The organism is Desulfuromonas sp. TF, from assembly GCF_000472285.1.
GTDB lineage: Bacteria > Desulfobacterota > Desulfuromonadia > Desulfuromonadales > ATBO01 > ATBO01.
This window is the reverse complement of record NZ_KI421420.1, coordinates 95568-117867: the sequence shown is the minus strand read 5'-3', so window position 1 is coordinate 117867 and position 22300 is coordinate 95568. Positions and strand designations below refer to the sequence as shown.

Genomic DNA, 22300 nt, shown 5'->3' with positions numbered 1-22300 from the left:
ATGGTCTTGAAGATGTTGGCGCTGATGATGTTCGACCATTGCTGAATCTTGCTCAGCCGCTTGCGCCGCACCCTGAGGCTGCAGGCGGCGGATGGTCTGGGCGTATCGGTGGGAGACGGTGAGCCCTTTCTGGTCGATCAGCCTCATGGTCTTGAAGATGTTGGCGCTGATGATGTTCGACCATTGCTGAATCTTGCTCAGCCGCTTGCGCCGCACCCTGAGGAGGTCGATCCTCTGCCTGAAGAGGGCCTCCAGCGTGGCGTCGAGGGATTCGCGGATCTCCTTCAGCAGGAAGCTCATATGCTCGAAGGTGGTCTCGACGCTTTTCAGGGGATCCTCGACGGATTTGAGATTGAAAACCTTCTCCTTCAGCGTCTCTTCCGCCATGGTCCGGTGCCTGCGGTGGGCATTCCAGATCAGCGCCCCGGCGAGCGCCAGCAGGAGGAGGACTCCGAAACCTTCGCCGTAGAAGATGACGGCGGCGAAAAGCCCGGCGAAGGTGAAGGCGATGAGCGCCGTCAGGAACCAGCCGCCGATGACGGTCAGCACCCCGGTGATGCGGTAGACGGCGGTTTCGCGCCCCCATGCCTGGTCGGCGAAGGAGGTCCCCATGGCGACCATGAAGGTGACGTAGGTGGTCGAAAGGGGAAGTTTGTAGGCGGTGGCGTAGGAGACCACGGCGCTGGCCACCATCAGGTTGACCGACGCGCGAAGCAGGTCGAAGGATGGCTTCTTCCCTGGATCGATGAGGGCCGGGGCTGCTTCGGGGTTGAGGCGGCGGCTGACCAGGGCACGCACACCCTTCGGGACGATGACCCTGACCGTATCGAAGAGGTGCAGCACCAGTCGCACGATGGAGCGGGAGAGGAAGATCGACTCGAAGCGTTCGCTTCCCTCCTCCTGCTGGCTGAGGCCGATCTCCGTTTCCGTGACCGTCCGGGCCTTCTTGGACAGCCACAGGGTGACGACCATTATGACGCCGGCCAGCAGCAGGTACAGGGTTTCCGTCTGAACCTTCGCGGCGAGCGCTCCCATGGTGACGGTGAGCGGATCGGCCGTCGCCATGGCCGCCCGATAGGCGTGCAGTCCAGCCAGGGGCACGCCGATGAAGTTGACCAGGTCGTTGGCGGCAAAGGCCATCGCCAGGGCGAATGTGCCGATCAGCACGATCGGTTTGAGGATGTTGAAGTGCATCATCTGCAGAATCTGCAGGAGGACGGCCGAGGCGGTGAAGATGATCAGCAGGAGCAGGAGGGTGTTGGCGTTGATCCACTCGACGTTGCGGCTGGTCATGAAGGAAGCGCCCTTGGCCCCCTTGATCAGGATGAAATAGGTAATCGACGACAGGGCGAGGCCGCCCCACAGGGCCCCGTAGCGCCTGATCCGCTGCCGGTAGTCAAAGGTGAACAGGAGACGGGTGAAAAACTGGACCGCGGCGCCGCAGACGAAGGAGATCGCAACCGAAAGCAGGATCCCCATGATGATGGTGATCGCCTTGGCCGAATTGATATACTCGACGATAGTCGTCAGGTCAGCTCCGGCCTGGATGATCTTGAGCAGCGATACGGCGACGGCGGCGCCGAGCAGCTCGAAGACGATGGAGACGGTGGTGGAGGTGGGAAGCCCGTAGGTGTTGAAGAGATCGAGCAGGATGATGTCGGTGATCATGACCGCCAGAAAGATGGTCAGCAGCTCGGGCATGGTGAAGAGCTGGGGATGGAAGATCCCCTTCCGCGCCACCTCCATCATGCCGCTGGAGAAGGTCACCCCGGCCATGATCCCCAGGCTGGCGATGACCATGATGACCGCTCTCGGCGCCACCCGGGAGCCGATGGATGAATTGAGAAAATTGACCGCGTCGTTGCTCACCCCGACCATGATGTCGAAGACGGCAATGATGACGAGGATTCCGACTCCGACCAGGAGAAACTCGGTGCTCATGTCGCTTAAGTGTCCTTTCCAGTTTTGCGGCGTATCGCCTCCGGTCACCTGCTCTCAACATTACCAGGAACACCCGAAGAATACAGGCCGTTTTTAGTTTGATCGATGGACGCGGACTCCTGCCGCCGCGCCTGTATATTCGTTTTTTGTTAGGGTTGTGTTAGGACTTGATTTTTTTGACGATTTTGCGCCGGCGGAGAAAACCGAAATCAGTTGCCACGATACGTAAAATATGGTTTTCTCAAGGAGTTGAGGCAAGATGACAGTTCCCCTTTTTACGTAAATAAAAGAGGAAATCCCGGATCAAGGATTGGTGATGATGGATCGGAGTAAACAGAGGTGAGTCCGGCCGGCCGAAACACGGGTATAGTCGTTGGGCTCGCCGGGGTGGCGTTGCTGGCCTGGCTGTTGGTCGGCCAGGTGCGGGAGAGGACGCCTGGAGCAGACAAAGGCGGGGGCGGCCGCGCGGCGCCGGTGGAGGTGGCGCCGGTCGAACACGGGCCGATCGTGCTGCGTCGCACCTTCAGCGGGGCGCTGGAGCCGCAGGCCCAGTTCGTCGTCGCGCCGAAGGTCGCCGGACGGGTCGAGCGCCTGAGGGTCAACATCGCCGATACCGTCACGCGGGGGCAGGTGGTGGCCGAACTCGACAACGAGGAGTTCGTGCAGGCGGTCGCCCAGGCCCGGGCCGATCTCGAGGTGGCCCGCGCGAATCGCGCCGAGGCGGCGAGCGCCCTGGAGATCGCCGAGCGTGATCTGGCCCGTGCCGAGAAGCTGCGTGAGCGGGGGGTGGCATCCGAGGTCCAGTACGATGCGGCCAGGGCCGACCAGCTGGCGAAAAAGGTTCAGCTCGAGGCCGCCGGCGCCCGGATCGCCCGGGCCCGGGCCTCTCTGGAGGCGGCCAACATCCGGCTCGGCTACACTACCATTGCCGCCGACTGGGCCGGCGGGGACGACGAGCGGGTGGTGGCCGATCGCTATGTTGACGAGGGTCAGACGGTCTCCGCCAATACCGAGTTGCTGCTCATTGTCGAACTGCAGCCGATCAACGGCGTGATCTACGTCTCCGAAGTCGATTATGCCCGCCTGCATCCTGGCCAGGAGGTTGCGCTGAGCACCGATGCCTATCCCGGCGAAACCTTCCGCGGCCGGATCGAGCGCATCGCTCCCGTTTTCCGGCAGGAGACGAGGCAGGCGAGGGTCGAGCTGACCATCGACAATCCGGGCCGGAGGCTCAAGCCGGGAATGTTCATCCGCGCCGAGATCGTGCTCGAGCGCCTGGCCGAAGCGATCATCGTTCCGGAGAAGGCCCTGGTCCGGCGCGATGACGTCACCGGGATTTTCCTGGTCGCGGAGGATGGACGTTCGGTCGCCTGGCGGCCGGTGCGGGTAGGGATCCGCGAAGGCGACAAGACGCAGGTCGAGGGGGAGGGACTCCGCGGAAGAGTGGTGACGCTGGGACAGCAGCTGGTCGACGACGGCTCCGCGATTATCATCCCCGCCGAGGCCGGGGCTCCGGCTTCGGCCGGCGGGAAGGAGGCCGAGCGACGATGAAACTGCCCGGCTTCAGCGTCCGGCGGCCGATCTTCACCACCATGGTCACCCTGATCGTGGTGATCCTCGGCGGCGTCTCCCTCAGCCGTCTGCAGATCGACCTGCTGCCGAACATCGAACTGCCGACCCTCACCATCCGCACCGAGTACGAGGGCGCCAGCCCGGAGGTGATGGAGCGGCTGATCACCCAGATCATCGAGGAGATCGTCGCCACCGTTCCCGGTGTCGAGGACATGACCTCCCAGTCTTCGGAGGGGAACAGCAGCGTTCGCGTCAGCTTCGTCTGGGGGACCGACATCGACACCGCGGCTCTCGACGTCCAGGCGAAGCTCGAAGACGAGATCAACGAGCTGCCCGACGACATCGTCCGGCCGCGGATCAGCAAGTTCGACATCGCCAGCTATCCCGTGGTCCTGCTCGGCATCTCCAGCAGCCTCGACCCCGTGGAGCTGACCCAGCTGGTTGAGGATCAGATCCGGTACCGTTTCTCCCGTCTGCCCGGGGTCGCCCAGGTCGATCTGTGGGGCGGCTTCAACCGCGAGGTGCGGATCGCGCTCGATCCCGACCGGATCAGGGCCCTCGATCTCCCCCTCGACCGGGTGCTGCAGGCGATCCGCGACGCCAATCTCGACCTGCCGGCGGGGCGCATCGAGCAGGGGCGCTACGAGGTGACCCTGCGGGCGCCGGCCGAATTCACCAGCCTCCAGCAGGTCCGCGAAACCGTGGTCTTCAAGCGCGAGGGGGCGGCGGTAACCCTCGGCCAGATTGCCGAGGTCCGCGACACCTACGAGAGGCTGAGCCGCATCGTCCGCGTCAACGGCGAGCGCGGCCTGCGGGTCGCCATCCGCAAACAGGCCGCCGCCAATACCGTCGAGGTCTCCCGCCGGGTGCTCGCCGAAATCGACGCCGTCAACGAGGCCTTCCCCCAGATTCGCGTCGTGCCCGTGGTCAATCAGGGGAACTTCATCGAGCGCTCCATCGCCAACGTCTCCCGATCCATCCTCTACGGGGGAGGCCTCTCCATCGTCGTCCTGCTCTTCTTCCTGCGCAATATCCGCAGCACGGTGGTCATCTCCCTGGCCATACCGATTTCGGTGATCGCGACCTTCGCCCTGATCTACTTCGGCGGCTTCACCCTCAATCTGATGACCCTGGGCGGTCTGGCCCTCGGCGTCGGCATGATGGTCGACAGCTCGGTGGTGGTGCTGGAGAACATCTTCCGGCGCCGCACCGAGGAGGGGGACGACCTGCAGACCGCCTCGGTGGAGGGGACCGGCGAGGTGGGCACGGCGATCATCGCCAGCACCATCACCACCCTGGTCGTCTTCCTGCCGCTGGTCTTCGTCCGGGGTGTCGCCGGCATCCTCTTCAAGGAGCTGGCGCTGGTGATCGTTTTCTCCCTGGTCTGCTCCCTGCTCGTCGCCCTCAGCCTGGTGCCGATGCTCGCCTCGCGGCTGCTCACCGGTTCCGGGACATCCGGTGGGCGTAAGCGGGCGCCGTGGATGGAATACCTCGCCGGACACGCCGACAACCTGTTCCGCGGTCTCGACAACGGTTACCGCGACCTGCTGAAGAGAGCCCTGGACCACCGGGCAGCCACGATCCTGACGGCGGTGGCGCTGCTCGGCGCAAGCCTGCTCCTGCTCCCCTTCATCGGAACCGAGTTCCTGCCGCCGAGCGACGAGGGGGAGGTGCGGGTGACCGGCAAGATGGAGATCGGCACCCGCCTGGAACTGGTGGACCGGCAGTCCCGGATCATGGAGAAGATCGTCCACGACGCGGTGCCGGAGGCGGTCTCCTCGGTGGTCAGCGTCGGGGCCTCGGGGTGGCGTCCGGGGGATGCCGCCCAGGGGCAGATCAATCTCTCCCTGCTGCCGGCTGCCCGGCGGGAGCGCTCCAACGAGGAGATCGCCGCCGACTTGCGGCGGCAGCTTTCCGAAGCTGTTCCGGGGATGGAAATCCGCACCCGCGCCCCTCAGGGTCAGTTCCTCCTCGAGCGGCTCCTCGGCGGCGACGAGGGGGTGACCATCGAGGTGCGCGGCTTCGATCTTTCTACCCTGGACATCCTGTCCCGACAGGCGGCCGCGGGTGTTGCCCGGGTGTCCGGCGTCACCGATGTCGACACTTCCCGCGAAGCGGGGATCCCGCAGCAGGAGATTCGTGTAGACCGGCAGAAAATAGCCGATATCGGCCTCAGCGTACGCGACGTGACCCGGGTGCTGGAGACCGCCGTCGCCGGGACCAAGGTCGGGGAGTTCCGTGCCGAAGGGGAGTCCTACCGCATCTTCGTCCAGCTCAAGGATGCCGAGAAGCGCTCCATCGAGGAGATCCTCGACCTGACCCTGACCACCGATTCGGGGCAGCGGGTGGTCCTGCGGAACCTGGTCACGGCCGAAAGCGGCCGCGGGCCGATCCTCATCGACCGCAAGGACCAGCAGCGGCTGGTGCGGGTGGAGGCGAACGTCGCCGGGCGCGACCTGGGATCTGTCGCTTCCGAGGTGCAGGGACTTCTCGACCGGATTCCCCGGCCGGTCGGTTATGACCTGCGGGTGGCCGGCAACTTCGAGGAGCAGCAGAAGGCTTTCCGCGAACTGGTCGTTTCGCTGATCCTCGCCCTGGTGCTGGTCTACATGGTGCTCGCCTGCCAGTACGAATCCTTCCGCGATCCGGTGGTGGTCATGGCTTCGGTCCCCCTGGCCGCCATCGGGGTGCTGGTCATTCTCTTCCTTACCGGGACGACCCTGAACCTGCAGTCGTACATCGGCTGCATCATGCTCGGCGGCATCGTCGTCAACAACGCCATCCTGCTGGTCGACCAGGCCGGACAGCTCTTGCGGCGCGGTCTGCCGGTGCGCGAGGCGGTGGCCGAGGCCGGCCGTAGGCGGCTGCGGCCGATTCTGATGACCACCCTGACCACCATTCTCGCCCTGCTGCCGCTGGCTTTCGGCATCGGCGAGGGGGCCGATGCCCAGGCGCCCCTGGCGAGGGCGGTGATCGGCGGACTGACAGGATCGACCCTGATCACCCTTGTGCTCATCCCGGTGGTCTATTCCCTGTTCCATTCGTCCAAAGAGGAGAGCGCTCCATGAGATTTCCCCGATGGTCGAAGGCCGCCACCGCCGTGCTGTTGCTGCTGTCAGCGCCGCTGAGCGGCTGCGCCCGCCCCGACCGATGGGGCGTGTTCGAGGAAGCTCCCCGGGAGGCCGCCGCCAAGGCGCCTTTAGATCCTATCCGGGTCCCTGAGCCCTGGCACCTCGATCCGCCCGCGGAGGAGCGCGTGGCCGTTCCGGACGAAGGCCCACTCGAGCTTTCCGTGGAGCAGACGGTCATGCTGGCGCTTGCCAACAACAGCGATCTGCGGGTGCGCAATCTCGATCCCGTGATCGCAGGAGCCTTCGAGCCAATCGAGCGGGGGCGCTTCGATCCCGAACTCTTCGCCGAATTCGAGTACGGCGAGGAGCGCTCCCAGGAGACAGCCCGCTCCACCGGCACCGAGTTCAGCGTCGAGGGGAGCGACCGCTTCGCCGTCGCCGGCATCCGCCAGGAGTTGCCTACCGGAACCTTATTCGAGGCGACCGTCTCCCAGGAGCGAAGCATATCCAACCGCGCCCCCGAGCAGCAGTCCGCCCGCCTGGGCCTCAGCGTCACCCAGGCGCTGCTGCGGGGCTTCGGTCCCGCGGTGAACCTGGCCGAGGTGAGACAGGCCGAATTAGATACCGCCGCCAGCCGCTACGAGCTGCGCGGCTTCACCGAGGCGGTCCTTGCCGACGCGGAAATCGCCTTCTGGAACTATGTGCTCGCCCGGGAGGAAATTGCCATCTTCGAAAGCTCCCTGGCCGTCGCCGAGCAGCAGCGCGACGCCATCGAGCTGCGCATCGAGGTCGGCATCCTCGCGCCGATCGAGGCGGCGGCGGCCCGCGTCGAGGTGGCCCTGCGCCGCCAGGCGCTGATCAACGCACGGAGCCTGCTCGAGGAGCGGCGCCTGCGCCTGTTGCGTCTGGTCAACCCCGGCTCGGACGATTCGCTCGATCGCTCCGTGGTCGCGGTCAGCGATCCGCGCCTCGAAGCCGAGCCGGTCACCGATCTGCCCGAACGCCTTCAGCTTGCCGAGCAGCTGCGCCCCGACCTCAACGAAGCCCGCCTGCGCCTGGCGAGCAACCGCCTGGCCACGGTGGTCACCCGCAACGGCCTGCTGCCGCGCCTCGACCTGTTCATCGCCCTCGGCCGCAGCGGCTTCGCCGACACCTTCAGCGATTCCTTCCGGGAACTGGAGGGTCCGGCCTACGACGTCACCGGCGGCATCCGGCTGAGCCATTTCCTCGGCAACCGCAGCGCCGAGGGGCGCGATCTGGCCGCGCGCGCATCCCGCCTACAGGCGGCCGAAGCGGTCGGCAACCTGCGCCAGCTGGTCCGTCTCGACGTGCGGCTGGCGGCCAACGAGGTCGACCGGGCCGGGCAGCAGATCGCCGCCTCCCGGGCGACCCGCGCCCTGCAGGAAGAGACGGTGCAGGCGGAGCTGGAGCGCTTCGAGGTCGGCGCCAGCACCGCCCTGCTGGTGGCCCAGGCTCAGCGCGATCTGCTGGTCAGCCAAATTGCCGAGGTCGAGGCGATCGTCAACTACCGCATCGCCCTGGTCCGGCTCTATCTGGCCGAGGGTAGCCTGCTCGAGCGCCGGGGCATCCGCTTCGCCGATTCCGTGCTGTGAGCCGGAGCCGTAGGTATTGAACTTCCGGACCTGAAATCCGTCCCCCTTTTCCCTTCATACGACTAAGAGAGGTTTCGTGAAAAAGTATTTCGTGATTGCAGGCGTTGTCGTTTCTTTCCTTGTCATCGCATTTGTCAGCATTGAAATGATTAAACGTCAAAAGGCAGCTCAATATGAGACAACCGTTGTACCTTATTTGAAAATGGTAATTCCTGAAATTTCGAAATGGGATCCTGAAATAATTAAAGGATACATGACGGCCCAATCGCTGGAAGGGACTTCAGAAGATAAATTAGTCGAAATTGTGACTTACCTGTCCCAACTCGGAAATCTTCAAAGACTGGAAGAGCCGGAATTTTTACAAGTGGATGTTGTACGAACAAATGATTATAAGGAGAAAAAAATAATTACATACAAGATAGACGCTCAATATGAAAACGGTAAAGCCGTTATCTCTATTGGATTGCTTGATCAGGGCGAGTCTTTTCGTGTTCACAATTTCAACTTCAATTCCGAAGTACTTAAATAGCTTCACGGATAGGAAGTCTTATAAACGTCGCCCAGTTCTCGCTGCTGCTCAACCCGCTGTCGAAGCACTTAAGAATCCCTGCCCTTCCAACCAGATATCGCAAGCTGTGCGCCGATTGGATCATAAGTTCTTGAAATTTGAAATAATTACCCAAGAGAGATATAATGGGTTGAAACTCAGGATTCGGCACCAGTGATGTTCTCCCCCAGACGAAAGGAGAAGTCATGACAGAGAAGAAATCAGAAAAAAAAGAGATGTACTATTGCGAGGTTTGTCGATGCAAGGTCGCGCATATGGAAGCCGACAAGACCGACTATATGCATTGCGGCCGTAAAATGACCCCCATGGAAGTCGCCTACATGAACGAGCCGTCACCGACCGGAGCATGAGGATTGCAGTGCCAGAATCTTTCGAAGGGCGGCTATATGCCGCCTTTTTTTTGTACCGTTATTCTGTGCAGTACACCACGAGGACTGTCAAGTCATCCGGCAGAAAGCCCTTCACTCCCGGCAGGGCGATCAGGCGATCGACCATCTCGGGGGCGTCGGTAGCGCCTTCCAGGTGCCTGGCAAGGGTCGGATTGTCCAGGGCCAGTTCCGGGTTCGCGTCAATCAGACCGTCACTGTAAAGTACCAGGATATCCCCCTTTTCCAGGATGGCTGCTCCTTCCCCGTAAATCTTCGGGCCCGGCACCCCCATGGGAAGAGCGTGTGGGGAGAGCGTTTCGACCGCTCCGTCGGCATGCCTCAGAAAGGCGTAACCGTGGCCGCAGTCGACGAAGGTGAGACGGCGGGCGGCCGCATGAAGCTGGCCGTGAAACAGGGTGACGAAGCTTTCGGAGTTTTCCAGGTCGGTCAGCAGGGCCTGCTCGGCCAGACGCATGGCCTCCTGGGGCCGATTGTGGGCCACGGAACGAAGGGCGGCCCTGGCCGTGGCCATGAGCATGGCCGCCGCCATTCCCTTCCCCATGACGTCCCCCAGGGTGAACCCCCAGACGCCGGGGCATACCTCCTGCCAGTCGAAGAAATCGCCGCCTACCTGCTTGGCCGGGAGGCAGCGGGCGGCGATCTCGAATCCAGGGATGTGCGGCTGGCGGCGCGGCAGCAGATTCGCCTGAATCTCGGCCGCATAGCGCAGTTCCACCTCGAGCTGGAGGCGATGCATTTCGCTTTCGCGCAAGGCCTCTTCGGCCTTTCTGAGCTCCTCCCTTTCAGAAGCTTCGAGCAGAGCTCGCTTTACGGCAGGCAGCAGCCGGGAAAGCCGATTCTTCAGAACGTAATCGGTTGCGCCGTTTTTCAGGGAGTCGATGGCGGTTTCTTCCCCCATCCGCCCGGAGACGAAGATGAAGGGGATTTCAGGCTGCAATGTCCGAACCAGCCGCAACGCGGACATTCCGTCGAAGCCGGGGAGGGCGAAGTCGGCCAGGATCAGGTCGAATCCGTCTTCGGCCAGCGCGGCGATGAAATCATCGCTGTTGTCGACCACCCGGATGTTGCAGGCGTACCCTTCGGTTTCGAGAGTCGCCTCCACCAGTTCCGCATCCCGGGGATCGTCCTCAAGGTGAAGAATCCGCAGATGCTTGGACATCTCATTCAACCTTATTCGGAAGGGGAATTTCCCCTGTTCCAACCTGAACCTGACCTGTCACGGACACGTTGCCGGGGGAGGCTCGTTGACGATCGCCCAGAAGGCGCCGAGTTCCCTGACCGCGTCCGTGAAATCGTGAAAGTTGACCGGCTTGACCACGTAGGCATTCACTCCCAGGCGGTAGCTCTCGATCATGTCCTGCTCTTCGCGGGATGATGTGAGGACCACCACGGGAGTGTACTTGAGCTTCGCATCGGCCTTGAGAGTGCGCAGCACCTCCAGGCCGTCCACCTTGGGGAGCTTGAGGTCGAGGAGGACAACGGCCAGGTCGCCCGAGGGGCGATCGGCATATTTCCCCCGGCTGTAGAGATAGTCGAGGGCCTCTTCGCCGTCCTTGACCCAGTCGACGGAGTTGGCGAGATTGTGCTCGGCCAGCGCTTCGCGAGTGAGTTCCGCATCATTCGGATTGTCCTCCACCAGCAGGATCCGCCTCAACATCATCATCGGCTATTTCTCCTCTTTTTTCGGCAGGGAGAACCAGAAGGCAGCTCCGCCGCCCACCTCCCCTTCGGCCCAGGTCCGGCCGCCGTGCCGGTGGATGATGCGGCGGACGTTGGCCAGACCCACGCCGGTCCCCTCGAACTCATCCGAGCCGTGGAGCCGCTGGAAGAGGCCGAAGAGCTTGTTCACGTATTTCATATCGAAGCCGACGCCGTTGTCCCTGACGTAAAAGAGGGTTTCGTCCGGACGGTCGGCGACCGCCCCGATCTCGATGTGCGCCTCGGGAATCGGCTCGGTAAATTTCAGGGCGTTGATGATGTAGTTCATCATCACCAGGCGCAGCATCGCAGCATCCCCCTCCACCGCCGGCAGGGGCGCGACCTCCCAGGCGATCTGCCGTCCCTTCGTCTCCGCCTTCACCTGGGCGATGATCTCCTCGACGATCCGGTTCATATCGACCCTGGTCCTCATCATCTCGGCGCGGCCCATGCGGGAGAAGGAGAGAAGGTCGTCGATCAGCATTCCCATTTTCTGTGCAGATTCCGAGATGACCTGCAGGTAGTGCCGACTCTTCTCGTCCAACACTTCTGCATCCCGCTTGTTCAGCAGTTCCACGAATCCGGTGATGTGGCGCAGCGGCGCCCGCAGGTCATGAGAGACCGAGTAGCTGAAGGCTTCCAGCTCCTTGTTGGCGTCCTTGAGCTGCCGAAGATGGAACTGCAGCTCCAGGTTCAGTTCTTCGATCTTTTTCTCCGCCCGCCGGCGATTGAGCGCCTCGGCAAAGGCCACGGAAAGCGCTTCCATCTCCTGCTGATCGGCCGGAGTGTAGCCCCCCTTTTTGTTGGCCAGGCCGATCATGCCGGTAATCCCTCCCATGAATTTCAACGGGACGCCCAGAAAGGAGTTGATCGGGGGATGGCCCGGCGGCTTTTCGACCGCGGCCGGGTGGGAGTCCGGATCGCTGACGATCCAGGAAATGCCCTCCTGAAGTCCGATCCGGTTGATCCCTCGGGCCGGCATGTTGCGGAGCATCTCTTCCGCTTCGGGGCGGGGAACCCGGCAGGCCTTCCACCCCCTCGCGCTCAGCGTCGTCGTGTCGAAACGTCCCTCCGGATTCAACTCCCCCAGGAAGCTGATGGCGCTGCCTGACAATTCTTCGGCGATTTTGAGGCCGAGCCGCGCCACCTCCGTCTCATCTTCGCAGTCCGGCGTCTCCCGGAAGATCCGGATGATCGCCTGGAGCAGCAGGATCTGCCGCTGGAACTGCTCATCCTCCCCTCGGCGTTTCTCGAAATCATCCTCAGGCATCGATGTCTCCTACCGGCACTGATATTCGTCCTGAGCAGTTCCGGTCAGGAAGGCTGACCGGGAAGCCTTCATGAATTATGACAGCTCTCTTGGGGAAAACAACTGATGCAACAGGATCTTAGGCGGGGCATTTATTCGGCTTCCACAGGCCAGCCATCGCATGGAAACCCCTTAACAACGTCGTTCCGTCTGGTATATTTTTACTTGCCTGTTCGCCCTTGCCCTGCAGCATTCCGCCAGCGGGATCGGCACGGTTCGCGTGACTGTCACCATCAGGAAGAGGCCATCCATGTCCGACAACTTCGAAATGTATCCTCCGGCGAATGCGGAGGAAGTTCGCGTCACCGCCCTGATGAACGTCCTTTACTACGCCGGGATCGAAAATCTGCAGGGACTTCTCACATGGAGCCGCATGCTCGTGCGCGCCGGGGATCTGTCCGAGGAGTCGACGGCGGAGGTGGAAAAGGCCATCGCCGATGTCATCGCCCTGAGCGAGGCCGAGGGTCCCCCCGATCGGGAGCGTCTGGAGGAGGCTTTCGCCACCGCCTGCCGGATGCTGGAGCTGGAACCGTCGTAGCCAGCGATTCAAGAGAAGGAGAGAAAAGATCATGAAGAAGACTTACGAAGGAGGCTGCCACTGCGGTGCGATCCGTTATGAGGCGGATCTCGATCTGAGTGAAGGCACGTTCAGGTGCAACTGCTCGATCTGCACCAAAACGCGGAACTGGCTGAGCATGGTGAAGCCGGAGGGCTTCCGGCTGCTCTCGGGGGAGGGCGACCTGACGGATTATCAATTCGGCGCGAAGAATATCCACCACCTGTTCTGCGGCCACTGCGGCATTCACTCCTTCGGCTGGGGAAATAGCCCGGATCTCGGAGGCAAGGTCTACGCCGTCAACGTCAATTGCCTCGACGACGCGGACGCCGCCGAGCTCGCCGCCGCGCCCGTCACGTACGTCGACGGTCGCAACGACAACTGGCAATCGCCGCCGGCGGAGACCCGGCACCTGTAGGCGGTTGATGAAAAGCGCCCATCTGCGGCGTTGTCCTCATCCTTCGTCAAAGACGTACCTTCCAGGTACGCCTTATTCAGAAGGATTTCGTCCGCCTTGCATCTGGACACTTTTGATCAGCCTGGGAAAAACACTATTTCAACACCCTGCGGCAGGGATCAAGGGAGGGAGCGATGCGGATTCACCTCAAGTACGGCACTGAAGGACTCGATCTGGAACTTCCCGAGACGCCCAACTTCCAGGGCGTCCTCTACCCTCGGGATGCCCCGGCGCTGTCCGACCCCGCCGCCGCGGTCGATCAGGCCCTGTTCCGGCCCATCGCCTCGCCGGCGCTGAGCGATCTGGCCCGCGGCAAAAAGGACGCGGTGATCGTCATCAGCGACAGCACCCGCCCGGTTCCCAATTCGCTGCTGCTGCCGCTGATCACCGCGCAACTGGAAAAGGCGGGCATCCTCCGGGAGCGGATCAGCATTCTCATCGCCACCGGAATCCACCGGCCCAACGAAGGGGCCGAACTGGAGCGGCTGGTGGGGGCGGAGATCGCCGGACGCTATCGCATCCTCAACCACTTCTCAAAGAAGGATGAGGATATGGTGCGGGTGGGAGAGGTCGGCGGCGGTGTGCCGGCCCTGGTCAACCGGCACTATGTGGACGCTGACCTGAAGATCCTCACCGGCTTTATCGAGCCGCACATGTGGGCGGGTTTTTCCGGTGGACGCAAGGCGATTCTGCCGGGGATCTCGTCGGTGAAGACGCTGGAGTTCATGCATGGCCCGGAGATGGTGGCTCATCCCCGGACCCGCTACGGCGTGCTGGAGGGAAATCCCTTCCATGAGGCCGGTCTGGCGGTGATGGAGCAGGCCGGGGCCGACTTCATCGTCAATGTCACTCTCGACACCGGCAAACGGGTCACCGGAGTCTTCGCCGGGCACCCGGTCAAAGCCCACCTGGAGGGGGTGGAGTTTCTCTCCCGCCACTGCATCCGTACCCTCGATGCGCCGCTCGATTTCGTGGTCACCACCAACAGCGGCGCGCCCCTGGACTGCAACCTCTACCAGACCGCCAAGGGGCTTTCGGGGGTCTCGGCGGCCACCCGCGAAGGCGGGGTGATCCTCATCGCCAGCGAGTGCTGGGAGGGGTTCGGCAGCGAGGAGTACCGGGAGGTCTTCGAGCACGCCACATCCCCGGCTGCCTTCATCGACAAGCTGCTGCGCAAGGAGTTCTTCATCCCTGATCAGTGGTGCGCGCAGGAAACCTACCAGGTGATGCTGAGGAACGAGGTCTGGATCCACACCCGCGGCATCGACGTCGAAACCCTGCGGCGCTTTCATTTCACCCCGGCTCCGATCATCGAGGACGCGGTCGAACAGCTGCTGTGGCGGTTCGGCAACGAGGCGCGCTGGGCCGTCGTGCCCGACGGACCGATGCTCATCCTGCAGGTGACGTGAACCTGAATCCGTGAGGAGTGAGAAGTCCGGATCAAATCACCGCCTGTCGCGCCCCCGGTCACCCCGACTCCCTCTGTCGTCTCCGCCCGAAGAGTCCCTGCCGCGGGAGTCATCGTCCCGGCCCTGCCGGCTGGTTTGGCCGTGTTTGCCGGATGATCGCTCCTTCCCGCCTTCTTCGACCCGATTGGAGGGATTGCTGCGAACCTTCTGCTGCTGTTCGCGCTCACGCTCAACACGGTCCCGCCCCTGCTTTTCCTGCTCGGTCTGTTGCCGCATCTGCCGGCCACGCTCGTCACGTCCCCCCTCTTTACGAACACTCTCGAGTTTAATCTGTTCCTGCTTTACCTGCTTCTGTTTTACCTGTTGCGGCCGGTCGCGATCGACATTTTTCCGCATTTGCCTGTTTCGATCGATCGTTTGACGTTTCTGACGCTCAGCCTGCTCACCCGCCTGTCGTTCCCGTATGACACGCTGCTGTACCTGACGGTCGCGTTCGAGTCTCAAGCGATCATCCCCACGCTTATCCCGGTCAATCCTGCTCCGGTTGTCGACGTGCCGATCCCCGTCCCGGTGCAGATCCCTCCGATCGGGAAAACCGCGGACATCGCGCCGGGAATCCCTGAACCGGTGCGGGTCCTGTCCGTATTTCCGCGCGGTGATGCTGTCGCGGTAGACGACACCCCGCCGGTGAAGAGGGGCGTGATGCCAGCGGCCGGGCTTGACGATCCAGCGGTCGTGTCTGACAAACCTGGGCCTCTTGTGCACATCGATGAAAATGGTGCGGCGGGGCCAATCGAAATAGCTCCAGGTGCCGTAGGTGAAACTGAAATGGAAGGCGGACCAGTAGGAGACGCCGAATCCGACGCTTACTCCCGGGGGTCCCCAGTACCAGGGCGGATAGGCGGGATACCACCAGGGCCCGTAGATGACGAAAGGATCATAGTACGGCACATAGATGACCCGGGGGGCTGCCGGCTCGATGATGATCGTCTCTTTTTGGACAACGACCTTCTGCCTGGAGTCGGTGGCGAGGTTTCCCTGGGCATAAGCCCTGGCCCTCAGTTCCTGGACCATGTCCATGACTTCGGCCTCCTGGGCGAGAAAGGCATTGCCGATCTCGGTAGTTTCCGTGATTCGCTCGCTCATCAGGCCCAGGATGGACGGATAGTGACAGATCGCCTTGACACTGGGGTCCCAGTCCCCGGCCAGAAGCGCCGCGTCAAGGGCAGCGTCTTTCAATCCCGGATTCCTGCCGATCCACCGGTCGGCCTCGATCACTTCAATGGGGTAGGTCGATGCCATCAGGATCTGGGACAGGAGCACATCGGGATAGAGGGCGACGGGCGCCAGCATCTGTGCGAGCTCCTCCCGGCTGTACGCTTCGAACGGCTCAGGATAGCCGCTATCCTCGCCCCGGACCTCCTTCGGCGGCAGGACCAGGCAGGAGACAAAGAGAGGTGCGATGAACAGTACGATGGCCAGATGCATGATGGTCGTTGTCTTCATGACTACCTCCTTGTGCCGGCGGGGCGCGGCGCGGTTCTCCTGCGACTGGTGGCGGGAAAGCCGCTGTATAGTTGATTATAGGAATAACGCAGAAATAGGGAGAAAATATGGAAGAAATAGGGAAATAGCTCGTTGGGAAAAGGATCTCAGGTGAACGACCGGAGACAAAAAAAGCGGACATCCTGAAAAAGGTGTCCGCCTGGTTGATGCCCGGTTTTCGTATGCCGGTGGGATTCAGTGCCGGTGAGAGGCCTTTGGAAGCCCCCCCGTCACCCGTTAAATTTGTGCCGCTTTCGGAAAAAGAATGTTGTTTTCGAGATGGACGTGCTTGTGCAGGTCGTCCTCGAACTCCTTGAGTTTGCGGTAGGTGACGACGAAGGTGTTGCAGACATCTTCGGGTATCTCGTAATCCCCGGCGAGATGACGGATGGCGTGGACCGCGTCGCCGATCGCCTCGTGCTCCTTATGGAGTTTCGCAAGGGAGTCCCTGATCGCCGCTCGATCGCCGGCCTCGGGCGTCGCCCCGGCCAGTCGGGCCGCATTGAGGCGTCTGATCGCCGGGAAAAGAACCTCCTCCTCTTCACGGAGATGGTCTACCAGGTCGGCTGCGATCTTGTCGAAAATGCCGGCGATCTCGATCGTCTCGGGATGGTGGGCGCCGTGGACCTCGCCGATCTTGCGGGCATAGGCGGCGATCTGCGCGGTATTCTCGTTCAGATATGTGTGGTGCGTGTTGACGATGTAGTCGGCGAGGAACGGAAGCGCCCAGGCCGCATAGTTCTCGCTTCGCAGAGACGGCGCGCTCTTCGCCGCCTCGATCTCCCCTTCTATGGCTCCAGGATCGAGCCCTTTCTCCCGGCAGGCGGCGGAGAGGAGCACCTGGCCGCCGCAGCAGAAGTCGATTCCGTTTCTTTCGAAGACCGCCGCGGTCCGGTAATCCTCGGCGACGATTTCGCCGATCGTCTTGTCGCCTCTATTCTTTTCTTGCAGTTTCTTTGTTTCCGTCATGACGGTCACCTCTGCTTGCGTTAGGGTTTTCTGATTGCGGGATGTCGTGAAGTAGCTACAGGCTAGAGGTTTTGCATCGTATCGGCTTTGATGCGGATCAATTTTTCCTCATTTTGATGGAATCATTCTGAGTTTTTGCGAAGGCAGCACCTTTCTTGAAAGTGCGGTTTTTTGCGATAGGGTCATTGAGTATTTCCAACACTTCACAGGAGGAGAAGATGAAAAAATTGGTTCTTTGCTGCACGCTGGCTTTCTTTCTCGGGCTGCTGGCCTCTCCCGCCAAGGCGCAACAGGGGTATCGCGGCGGGATGGATGACGATTCCCCTCCCCGCGGCATGATGATGCAGCAGGGGGGAGGAATGGGGATGGGCACGGGAATGATGGGGACGTGTCCCAACTGCCCCAACTGTCCCCGGGGAATGGGCGGCGGCAGGGGGAGGATGATGGGACCCATGCACGGCGAAATGCATGAAATGATGATGGGCGGCATGGGCATGGCGAAAGGCAGGGGACCTTCTTTCTATCTGAACATGACAGATGAGCTGGGCCTCAGCCCGCAGCAGGTTCAGCAGCTCCGCACCATCCGGCGCGATTTCAAAAAGGACGCCGTCCGGCGTTCCGCGGATCTGAAGATTGCCATGATCGACCTCGGTACCGCATTCGAGGGGGACTGGACCGTCGATGCAGCGGAAAAGCAGCTCCGTCAGATCCAGGCGGCCCGCACCGATCTCATGGTACAGTATCTGAAGGCCAGAAAGCAGGCCGAACAGGTCCTTACAGCCGAGCAGCTTCAGAAGATCCGGGGGGAGATGGATCAGGACGATGACCTGTAGATCACCGGAGCCTTTTTGGAGAAAGAGCCAACATCATGGCAGCTTCGACAACCGATTTCCTGGACATCGACGACCTTCTCGCCGAACCGGAAAAGGCGGTCCGCGCCAGGGTCCGGACGCTGGTGGAGCAGGAGGTGCTGCCCATCATCGAAGACTGCTACGATCGCGGCGAATTTCCCCGGCAGCTCATTCCCCGCCTGGCCGGGCTGGGGCTGCTGGGGATGAAGCTGTCGGGGTACGGCTGCGCCGGCGCCAACAGCGTCTCCTATGGACTGGCCTGCCAGGAGCTTGAGCGGGGCGACAGCGGGCTGCGCAGTCTCATGTCGGTGATGTCCTCCCTCGTCATGTACCCCATCCACACCTTCGGCTCGGAAGAGCAGAAGAGGGAGTGGCTGCCGGCCCTGGCGAGAGGAGAGAAGATCGGCTGCTATGCCCTGACCGAGCCGGAGGCCGGTTCAGACCCGGGCAACATGAAGACCTTTGCCCGAAGAGACGGGAAAGACTGGATTCTCAGCGGCGTCAAGCGGTGGATCTCCTACGGCTCCATCGCCGATGTCACCCTCGTTTGGGCCCGGACGGAGGAAGGGATCCGGGGCTTCCTGGTGGAAACCGGCACCCCCGGATTCACCGCCGGGCAGATTCCGAGGATGATGTCTCTGCGGGCATCGGTCACCTCCACGCTCATCCTCGACGACGTCCGGGTGCCGGAACGCAACCGGCTCCCGGAGGCGGCAGGGCTCAGGTCGGCCCTGATGTGCCTCGACGAAGGACGGCTCGGCATCGCCTGGGGGGCCATGGGGGCAGCCATGGCCTGTTACGAGATGGCCGTCGACTATGCCGGGCGGCGGATCCAGTTCGAGCGGCCGATCGCTTCCTTTCAACTGACCCAGCAGAAGCTGGTCAAAATGCTGACCGAGATCAGCAAGGGGCAGCTGCTGGCCTTGCGGGTATCCCGTCTCAGGGACCAGGGTCGGGCCCGGCCGGAACAGATCTCCATGGCCAAGATGAACAACGTTGCCGAGGCCCTGAAAATCGCCCGTGCCGCCCGCGGCATCCTGGGGGGAAACGGCATCTCCCTCGACTTCCATGTCATCCGCCACATGTGCAACCTGGAGAGCGTCTACACCTATGAGGGAACCCATGAGGTGCACACCTTGATCCTCGGCGAAGCGATCACCGGCCTGTCCGCTTTTTCCTAGCAGGCTGATGAAAAACGCCCATCTGCGGCGTTGGCCTCATCCTTCGTCAACGACGTACCTTACAGGTACGCCTTATTCCTCAGGATTTCATCCGCCTTGCATCTGGACATTTTTGATCAGCCAGGGGAAAATCCCTTTTTTCAACATCTTGCTGGTATCTCAGGTAGTGTGAGCAGCAGCCGCTTTCAGGTTTGTCGGAGCGGCTGCGTCGTTTCCTTTGTCAGGTCGAACCGGATGCCCGCGGCGGCCAGTTCGTTCATCATCCGGTCGAAAAGAGGACCCGTCACGATTTTCTCGGGAGACAGCAGCCCTTTCTCCGGGATCTCCCCGCGGGCGATCATGCGGGCGACGATGGCGGCGGTAAAGGCGGTGATGCGGGCCATGGCGGTCAGGCCGGTCTTCCGGTCGCAGCGGACCACCGACTCGGCCAGGAGTCTTCCGGGCTTGCCGCCCTGAACCCCCCGTGCCTCCACCCGGAACACCACGATATCCCGGTCCTTTCCGGTAGGCTGGACATGGGGGGCCAGGAGGGCATCGAGGAAGCGTTTCGGCACCACCTCGGCCCCGTCGACGGTGATCGGTTCCCTGCCGAGCAGCCCCAGCTCCCTCAGGACCGTCGCCCGGGCCGCGAAGCCCGGCCAGCGCAACGTTTTCTGCGTGCCCGACCGCAGGCCCTTCAGGGCGGGCAGCTCAAGGAGCCAGGGCATGAAGCCCTCGTGATAGGCCTCGACCTCGCCGACCCCGGCAACGGCGAAGAGCTCCGTCCCGGAATAACGGGGCACCGTCTTCAGCTTGCCGTTTTCAACGACATACGCCTCCTCCTCCCGCAGGGGCAACTGCCGTCCGCCGAAAACGATTTTGTAACCGAGGGGCGGTCGCGGCTCCTCCGGAATGCCGCCGCAGCAGATGTGCAGTTCCTCCACCTTGTCCAGGCGCTCCGCAAGGAAGCGGGCCATGATCTCGGTCAGGCCCGGATCAACTCCGCACCCCGTCACCACCGCAATGCCCGCCTTCGCCACCCGCCTGCCCAGCTCCGGGATCTCAGCCTCCAGGGGAAGGGTCAGATCGACCAACGGCTTCCGGGCGGCGACGGCGGCTTCGATCGCCGGTGCGCTCAGCTGCTGCGGGAGGGCTGAAACGACGACGTCGAAATCGTGCATCATTCTCACGCCGGCGCCTTGATCCAGGATGTCGAGCAGGGCCGTACCCACCTTTTCACCGCCTGGAAACTTTGCGAGCTTCTTCCGTGCCCGGTCCAATAAACCGCGGTCGAGGTCGCCCAGAACCACTCGTTCCACATCCCCGTCGGCCACGGCATTTACTGCCACGGCCGGCCCCATCATCCCGCTTCCCAGGATCAGTATGCGCATTGCGGCTCCCTCTCTGGCCAGCTGATCGGCATTCTCTAAGAGGATATCGGAGCAGGCGAATTTTTAAACACCGCTTGCCGAAATATCAACTCTTCCGTTAATCCTGAGATCCAGTTGTCGCTCACCACACCCGGCAGCGGATTTGCAGACTGGAAGCGACCCGTTCTTTTGTCGATTGCCCGGCTTGTCCTCCTGCCTTCTCGTGATAGATTGTGTTTTAAACACTGAGCATTCGAGGAAATTGTCCATCAGCCAAGGAAAGGAAACATCATGAGACTCTTATCATCGACAACCGTCATGGCCTTCCTGGCCGGGCTCTTCTTCGCAGGGACGGCACTCGCGGAACAACAACCGAAGGAACAGGTGCAGGTCCAGGTCTCGGCGGATCAACTCAGCTCCGAACAGATCCTCGAACTGCAGCGTTCCCTGCAGGATCAAGGGATCGACCCGGGGCCGATCGATGGAAAGATGGGGCCTCTCGTCGGCCAGGGAATACAGCTTTTCCAGCAGCGGCAGGGACTGGCGACCACCGGTGACCTCAACGAGCAGACCCTCGAGGCCCTTGGTCTGGAGCCGCGGGAATTCCTGGGGCTCTCAGCGGCCACGCCGGAAAAACGGCAGGCCCGGCAACAGATGCAGGGGGAGCCACAATTTGAGATTTCCCTCAACCTGCTGAACTCCGCCCAGGTGCGCAAACTGCAGCAGCAACTCAAAGATCAGGGGATCGATCCGGGGCCCGTCGATGGCGTCATGGGTCCGCTCACCCAGCAGGGCGTTCAGGTCTTTCAGCAGCAGCAGGGATTGGTCGCCTCCGGCAACCTCAACCAACAGACACTGAATGCACTGGATATCGAAGCCGAGGAGTTCATGGGGCTGGCCCCCGCTTTCGAATAGGAGAAAAGTCCGCTTTTCGTTATCCTGAAAACGCCTCCGGACCATTCAGGCACCGGAGGCGTTCTGTTAGCCGCTGCTCCTGCCCGCCGCAGGATTCAACATGAACTACAAAGGAGTTTCACCATGCCGAAAACCGCTTTGATCACCGGGGCCACCTCAGGTTTCGGCGCCGCCTGTGCGCGGCGCTTTGCGAAAGAAGGATGGCGACTGATCCTGTCCGGACGCCGCACGGAACGACTGGAAGAGCTCCGCAGGGATCTCGGCGAGGCGGTAACCGCCGTCATCACCCTGGATGTTCGTGATCGTGAGGCGGTCTTCTCCGCACTGCAGGACCTCTCCGACGTCGACCTGCTGCTCAACAACGCGGGGCTGGCGCTCGGGCTGGAGCCTGCCTGGGAGGTCGATCCGGAGGACTGGGAGACGATGGTCGATACCAACGTCAAGGGGGTCATGTACTGCACCCGCGCCATCCTGCCGGGAATGGTGAAGCGCAACCGCGGTCATATCGTCAATATCGGCTCCATCGCCGGCAGCTGGCCCTATCCGGGCGGCAACGTCTACGGCGCCACCAAGGCCTTTGTGCAGCAGTTCTCCCGCAATCTGCGCGCCGACCTCCTCGGCACCCGCGTGCGGGTCACCAATATCGAGCCGGGGATGGCCGAGAGCGAGTTCTCCAAGGTACGTTTCAAGGGAGACGACGATCGGGCCGGCGCCGTCTATGAGGGGACCGAACCGCTGCGCCCCGCCGATATCGCCGAGGTGGTTTTCTTTGCGGCAACCTTGCCTCCGCATGTGAACGTCAACACTCTCGAGGTGATGTCGATCGACCAGTCGTGGGGGCATCTGGCGGTTCACCGCGAAAGGGGATAGCGGAGTAAATCCGTCGGTAAGCCCGTATCTATTGCGT

Annotated in this window: 19 protein-coding genes; 12 read left to right on the top strand and 7 right to left on the bottom strand. The window is 62.2% G+C overall.

Features of this window, described 5'->3' with window-relative positions; translation table 11 throughout:
• A partial coding sequence (locus DTF_RS23155) for an inorganic phosphate transporter (RefSeq protein ID WP_155890794.1) occupies positions 1-1941 on the bottom strand: 1941 nt, incomplete at its 3' end.
• 339 nt (positions 1942-2280) lie between these two features.
• Between DTF_RS23155 and DTF_RS23150 the strand changes: the two genes are divergently transcribed.
• The 5 genes from DTF_RS23150 (at position 2281) to DTF_RS26555 (ending at position 9115) form a co-directional block, all read left to right on the top strand.
• Complete coding sequence (locus DTF_RS23150; RefSeq protein WP_226989289.1) at positions 2281-3492, top strand: efflux RND transporter periplasmic adaptor subunit; 1212 nt, start codon at positions 2281-2283, stop codon at positions 3490-3492.
• Positions 3489-6581: an efflux RND transporter permease subunit gene (locus tag DTF_RS0111155; RefSeq protein WP_027715387.1), complete on the top strand. Its 3093-nt coding sequence runs from the start codon at positions 3489-3491 to the stop codon at positions 6579-6581. Before DTF_RS23150 ends, DTF_RS0111155 begins: the two co-directional genes overlap by 4 nt.
• Positions 6578-8197 carry a TolC family protein gene (locus DTF_RS23145; RefSeq protein ID WP_081702925.1) on the top strand — a complete coding sequence of 540 codons (1620 nt, stop codon included), beginning with the start codon at positions 6578-6580 and terminating at the stop codon, positions 8195-8197. Before DTF_RS0111155 ends, DTF_RS23145 begins: the two co-directional genes overlap by 4 nt.
• A 76-nt stretch (positions 8198-8273) precedes the next feature.
• Positions 8274-8726 (top strand): hypothetical protein, encoded by a 453-nt coding sequence (locus DTF_RS0111145; protein WP_027715386.1) that lies wholly within the window; start codon positions 8274-8276, stop codon positions 8724-8726.
• A gap of 224 nt (positions 8727-8950) precedes the next feature.
• On the top strand, positions 8951-9115 hold the full coding sequence (locus DTF_RS26555; RefSeq protein WP_155890792.1) for a hypothetical protein: 165 nt from the start codon (positions 8951-8953) through the stop codon (positions 9113-9115).
• A 58-nt stretch (positions 9116-9173) separates the two neighbouring features.
• Here the strand turns inward: DTF_RS26555 and DTF_RS0111135 are convergent, their stop codons facing one another.
• Genes DTF_RS0111135 through DTF_RS25490 form a run of 3 tightly spaced genes read right to left on the bottom strand, consistent with a single transcriptional unit; the run spans position 9174 to position 12122 of the window.
• Complete coding sequence (locus DTF_RS0111135; RefSeq protein WP_027715385.1) at positions 9174-10313, bottom strand: PP2C family protein-serine/threonine phosphatase; 1140 nt, start codon at positions 10311-10313, stop codon at positions 9174-9176.
• A 57-nt stretch (positions 10314-10370) separates the two neighbouring features.
• Positions 10371-10817, bottom strand: a complete 447-nt coding sequence (locus tag DTF_RS0111130) for a response regulator (protein WP_027715384.1) — start codon at positions 10815-10817, stop codon at positions 10371-10373.
• A 3-nt stretch (positions 10818-10820) separates the two neighbouring features.
• Positions 10821-12122, bottom strand: coding sequence for an ATP-binding protein (locus DTF_RS25490; protein ID WP_051361239.1), 1302 nt, complete (start codon positions 12120-12122; stop codon positions 10821-10823).
• Between the two features lie 289 nt (positions 12123-12411).
• On the opposite strand from DTF_RS25490, the gene DTF_RS0111120 reads away from it, so the two are divergent.
• From DTF_RS0111120 to larA, 3 genes are all read left to right on the top strand, one after another.
• Positions 12412-12699, top strand: coding sequence for a hypothetical protein (locus DTF_RS0111120; RefSeq protein WP_027715383.1), 288 nt, complete (start codon positions 12412-12414; stop codon positions 12697-12699).
• 31 nt (positions 12700-12730) lie between these two features.
• The gene (locus DTF_RS0111115) at positions 12731-13135 is read left to right on the top strand and encodes a GFA family protein (protein ID WP_027715382.1); all 405 of its coding nucleotides are present in this window, start codon (positions 12731-12733) and stop codon (positions 13133-13135) included.
• 173 nt (positions 13136-13308) lie between these two features.
• Positions 13309-14583, top strand: coding sequence for a nickel-dependent lactate racemase (larA, locus tag DTF_RS0111110; RefSeq protein WP_027715381.1), 1275 nt, complete (start codon positions 13309-13311; stop codon positions 14581-14583).
• 36 nt (positions 14584-14619) lie between these two features.
• Here the strand turns inward: larA and DTF_RS25485 are convergent, their stop codons facing one another.
• Both DTF_RS25485 and ric read right to left on the bottom strand, forming a co-directional pair.
• A complete protein-coding gene (locus DTF_RS25485; protein ID WP_051361238.1) occupies positions 14620-16089 on the bottom strand; it encodes a DUF3300 domain-containing protein in 1470 nt (489 codons plus the stop codon).
• 276 nt (positions 16090-16365) lie between these two features.
• Positions 16366-17097: an iron-sulfur cluster repair di-iron protein gene (gene ric, locus DTF_RS0111100; protein ID WP_027715380.1), complete on the bottom strand. Its 732-nt coding sequence runs from the start codon at positions 17095-17097 to the stop codon at positions 16366-16368.
• Between the two features lie 218 nt (positions 17098-17315).
• Here ric and DTF_RS0111095 point away from each other — a divergent pair, with 218 nt between their 5' ends.
• Together DTF_RS0111095 and DTF_RS0111090 are read left to right on the top strand one after the other, a co-directional pair.
• Positions 17316-17930: a Spy/CpxP family protein refolding chaperone gene (locus tag DTF_RS0111095; RefSeq protein WP_027715379.1), complete on the top strand. Its 615-nt coding sequence runs from the start codon at positions 17316-17318 to the stop codon at positions 17928-17930.
• A 35-nt stretch (positions 17931-17965) separates the two neighbouring features.
• The gene (locus DTF_RS0111090; RefSeq protein WP_027715378.1) at positions 17966-19129 is read left to right on the top strand and encodes an acyl-CoA dehydrogenase family protein; all 1164 of its coding nucleotides are present in this window, start codon (positions 17966-17968) and stop codon (positions 19127-19129) included.
• A 185-nt stretch (positions 19130-19314) separates the two neighbouring features.
• Here the strand turns inward: DTF_RS0111090 and DTF_RS23130 are convergent, their stop codons facing one another.
• Positions 19315-20499: a saccharopine dehydrogenase family protein gene (locus DTF_RS23130; protein WP_051361237.1), complete on the bottom strand. Its 1185-nt coding sequence runs from the start codon at positions 20497-20499 to the stop codon at positions 19315-19317.
• Between the two features lie 270 nt (positions 20500-20769).
• On the opposite strand from DTF_RS23130, the gene DTF_RS0111080 reads away from it, so the two are divergent.
• Together DTF_RS0111080 and DTF_RS0111075 are read left to right on the top strand one after the other, a co-directional pair.
• Positions 20770-21393, top strand: coding sequence for a peptidoglycan-binding protein (locus DTF_RS0111080; protein ID WP_081702924.1), 624 nt, complete (start codon positions 20770-20772; stop codon positions 21391-21393).
• 123 nt (positions 21394-21516) lie between these two features.
• Positions 21517-22263: an SDR family NAD(P)-dependent oxidoreductase gene (locus DTF_RS0111075; RefSeq protein WP_027715376.1), complete on the top strand. Its 747-nt coding sequence runs from the start codon at positions 21517-21519 to the stop codon at positions 22261-22263.
• Positions 22264-22300 lie beyond the last annotated feature (37 nt).

Bases quoted from the DNA above. Each gene is read 5' to 3' on its own strand.
- larA (WP_027715381.1), top strand. From the start codon at position 13,309: ATGCGGATTCACCTCAAGTACGGCACTGAAGGACTCGATCTGGAACTT.
- DTF_RS23145 (WP_081702925.1), top strand. From the start codon at position 6,578: ATGAGATTTCCCCGATGGTCGAAGGCCGCCACCGCCGTGCTGTTGCTG.
- DTF_RS23130 (WP_051361237.1), bottom strand. From the start codon at position 20,499: ATGCGCATACTGATCCTGGGAAGCGGGATGATGGGGCCGGCCGTGGCA.
- ric (WP_027715380.1), bottom strand. From the start codon at position 17,097: ATGACGGAAACAAAGAAACTGCAAGAAAAGAATAGAGGCGACAAGACG.
- DTF_RS0111090 (WP_027715378.1), top strand. From the start codon at position 17,966: ATGGCAGCTTCGACAACCGATTTCCTGGACATCGACGACCTTCTCGCC.
- DTF_RS26555 (WP_155890792.1), top strand. From the start codon at position 8,951: ATGACAGAGAAGAAATCAGAAAAAAAAGAGATGTACTATTGCGAGGTT.
- DTF_RS0111115 (WP_027715382.1), top strand. From the start codon at position 12,731: ATGAAGAAGACTTACGAAGGAGGCTGCCACTGCGGTGCGATCCGTTAT.
- DTF_RS0111130 (WP_027715384.1), bottom strand. From the start codon at position 10,817: ATGATGATGTTGAGGCGGATCCTGCTGGTGGAGGACAATCCGAATGAT.
- DTF_RS0111095 (WP_027715379.1), top strand. From the start codon at position 17,316: ATGAAAAAATTGGTTCTTTGCTGCACGCTGGCTTTCTTTCTCGGGCTG.
- DTF_RS25485 (WP_051361238.1), bottom strand. From the start codon at position 16,089: ATGAAGACAACGACCATCATGCATCTGGCCATCGTACTGTTCATCGCA.
- DTF_RS0111135 (WP_027715385.1), bottom strand. From the start codon at position 10,313: ATGTCCAAGCATCTGCGGATTCTTCACCTTGAGGACGATCCCCGGGAT.
- DTF_RS0111120 (WP_027715383.1), top strand. From the start codon at position 12,412: ATGTCCGACAACTTCGAAATGTATCCTCCGGCGAATGCGGAGGAAGTT.
- DTF_RS25490 (WP_051361239.1), bottom strand. From the start codon at position 12,122: ATGCCTGAGGATGATTTCGAGAAACGCCGAGGGGAGGATGAGCAGTTC.
- DTF_RS0111075 (WP_027715376.1), top strand. From the start codon at position 21,517: ATGCCGAAAACCGCTTTGATCACCGGGGCCACCTCAGGTTTCGGCGCC.
- DTF_RS0111155 (WP_027715387.1), top strand. From the start codon at position 3,489: ATGAAACTGCCCGGCTTCAGCGTCCGGCGGCCGATCTTCACCACCATG.
- DTF_RS0111080 (WP_081702924.1), top strand. From the start codon at position 20,770: ATGAGACTCTTATCATCGACAACCGTCATGGCCTTCCTGGCCGGGCTC.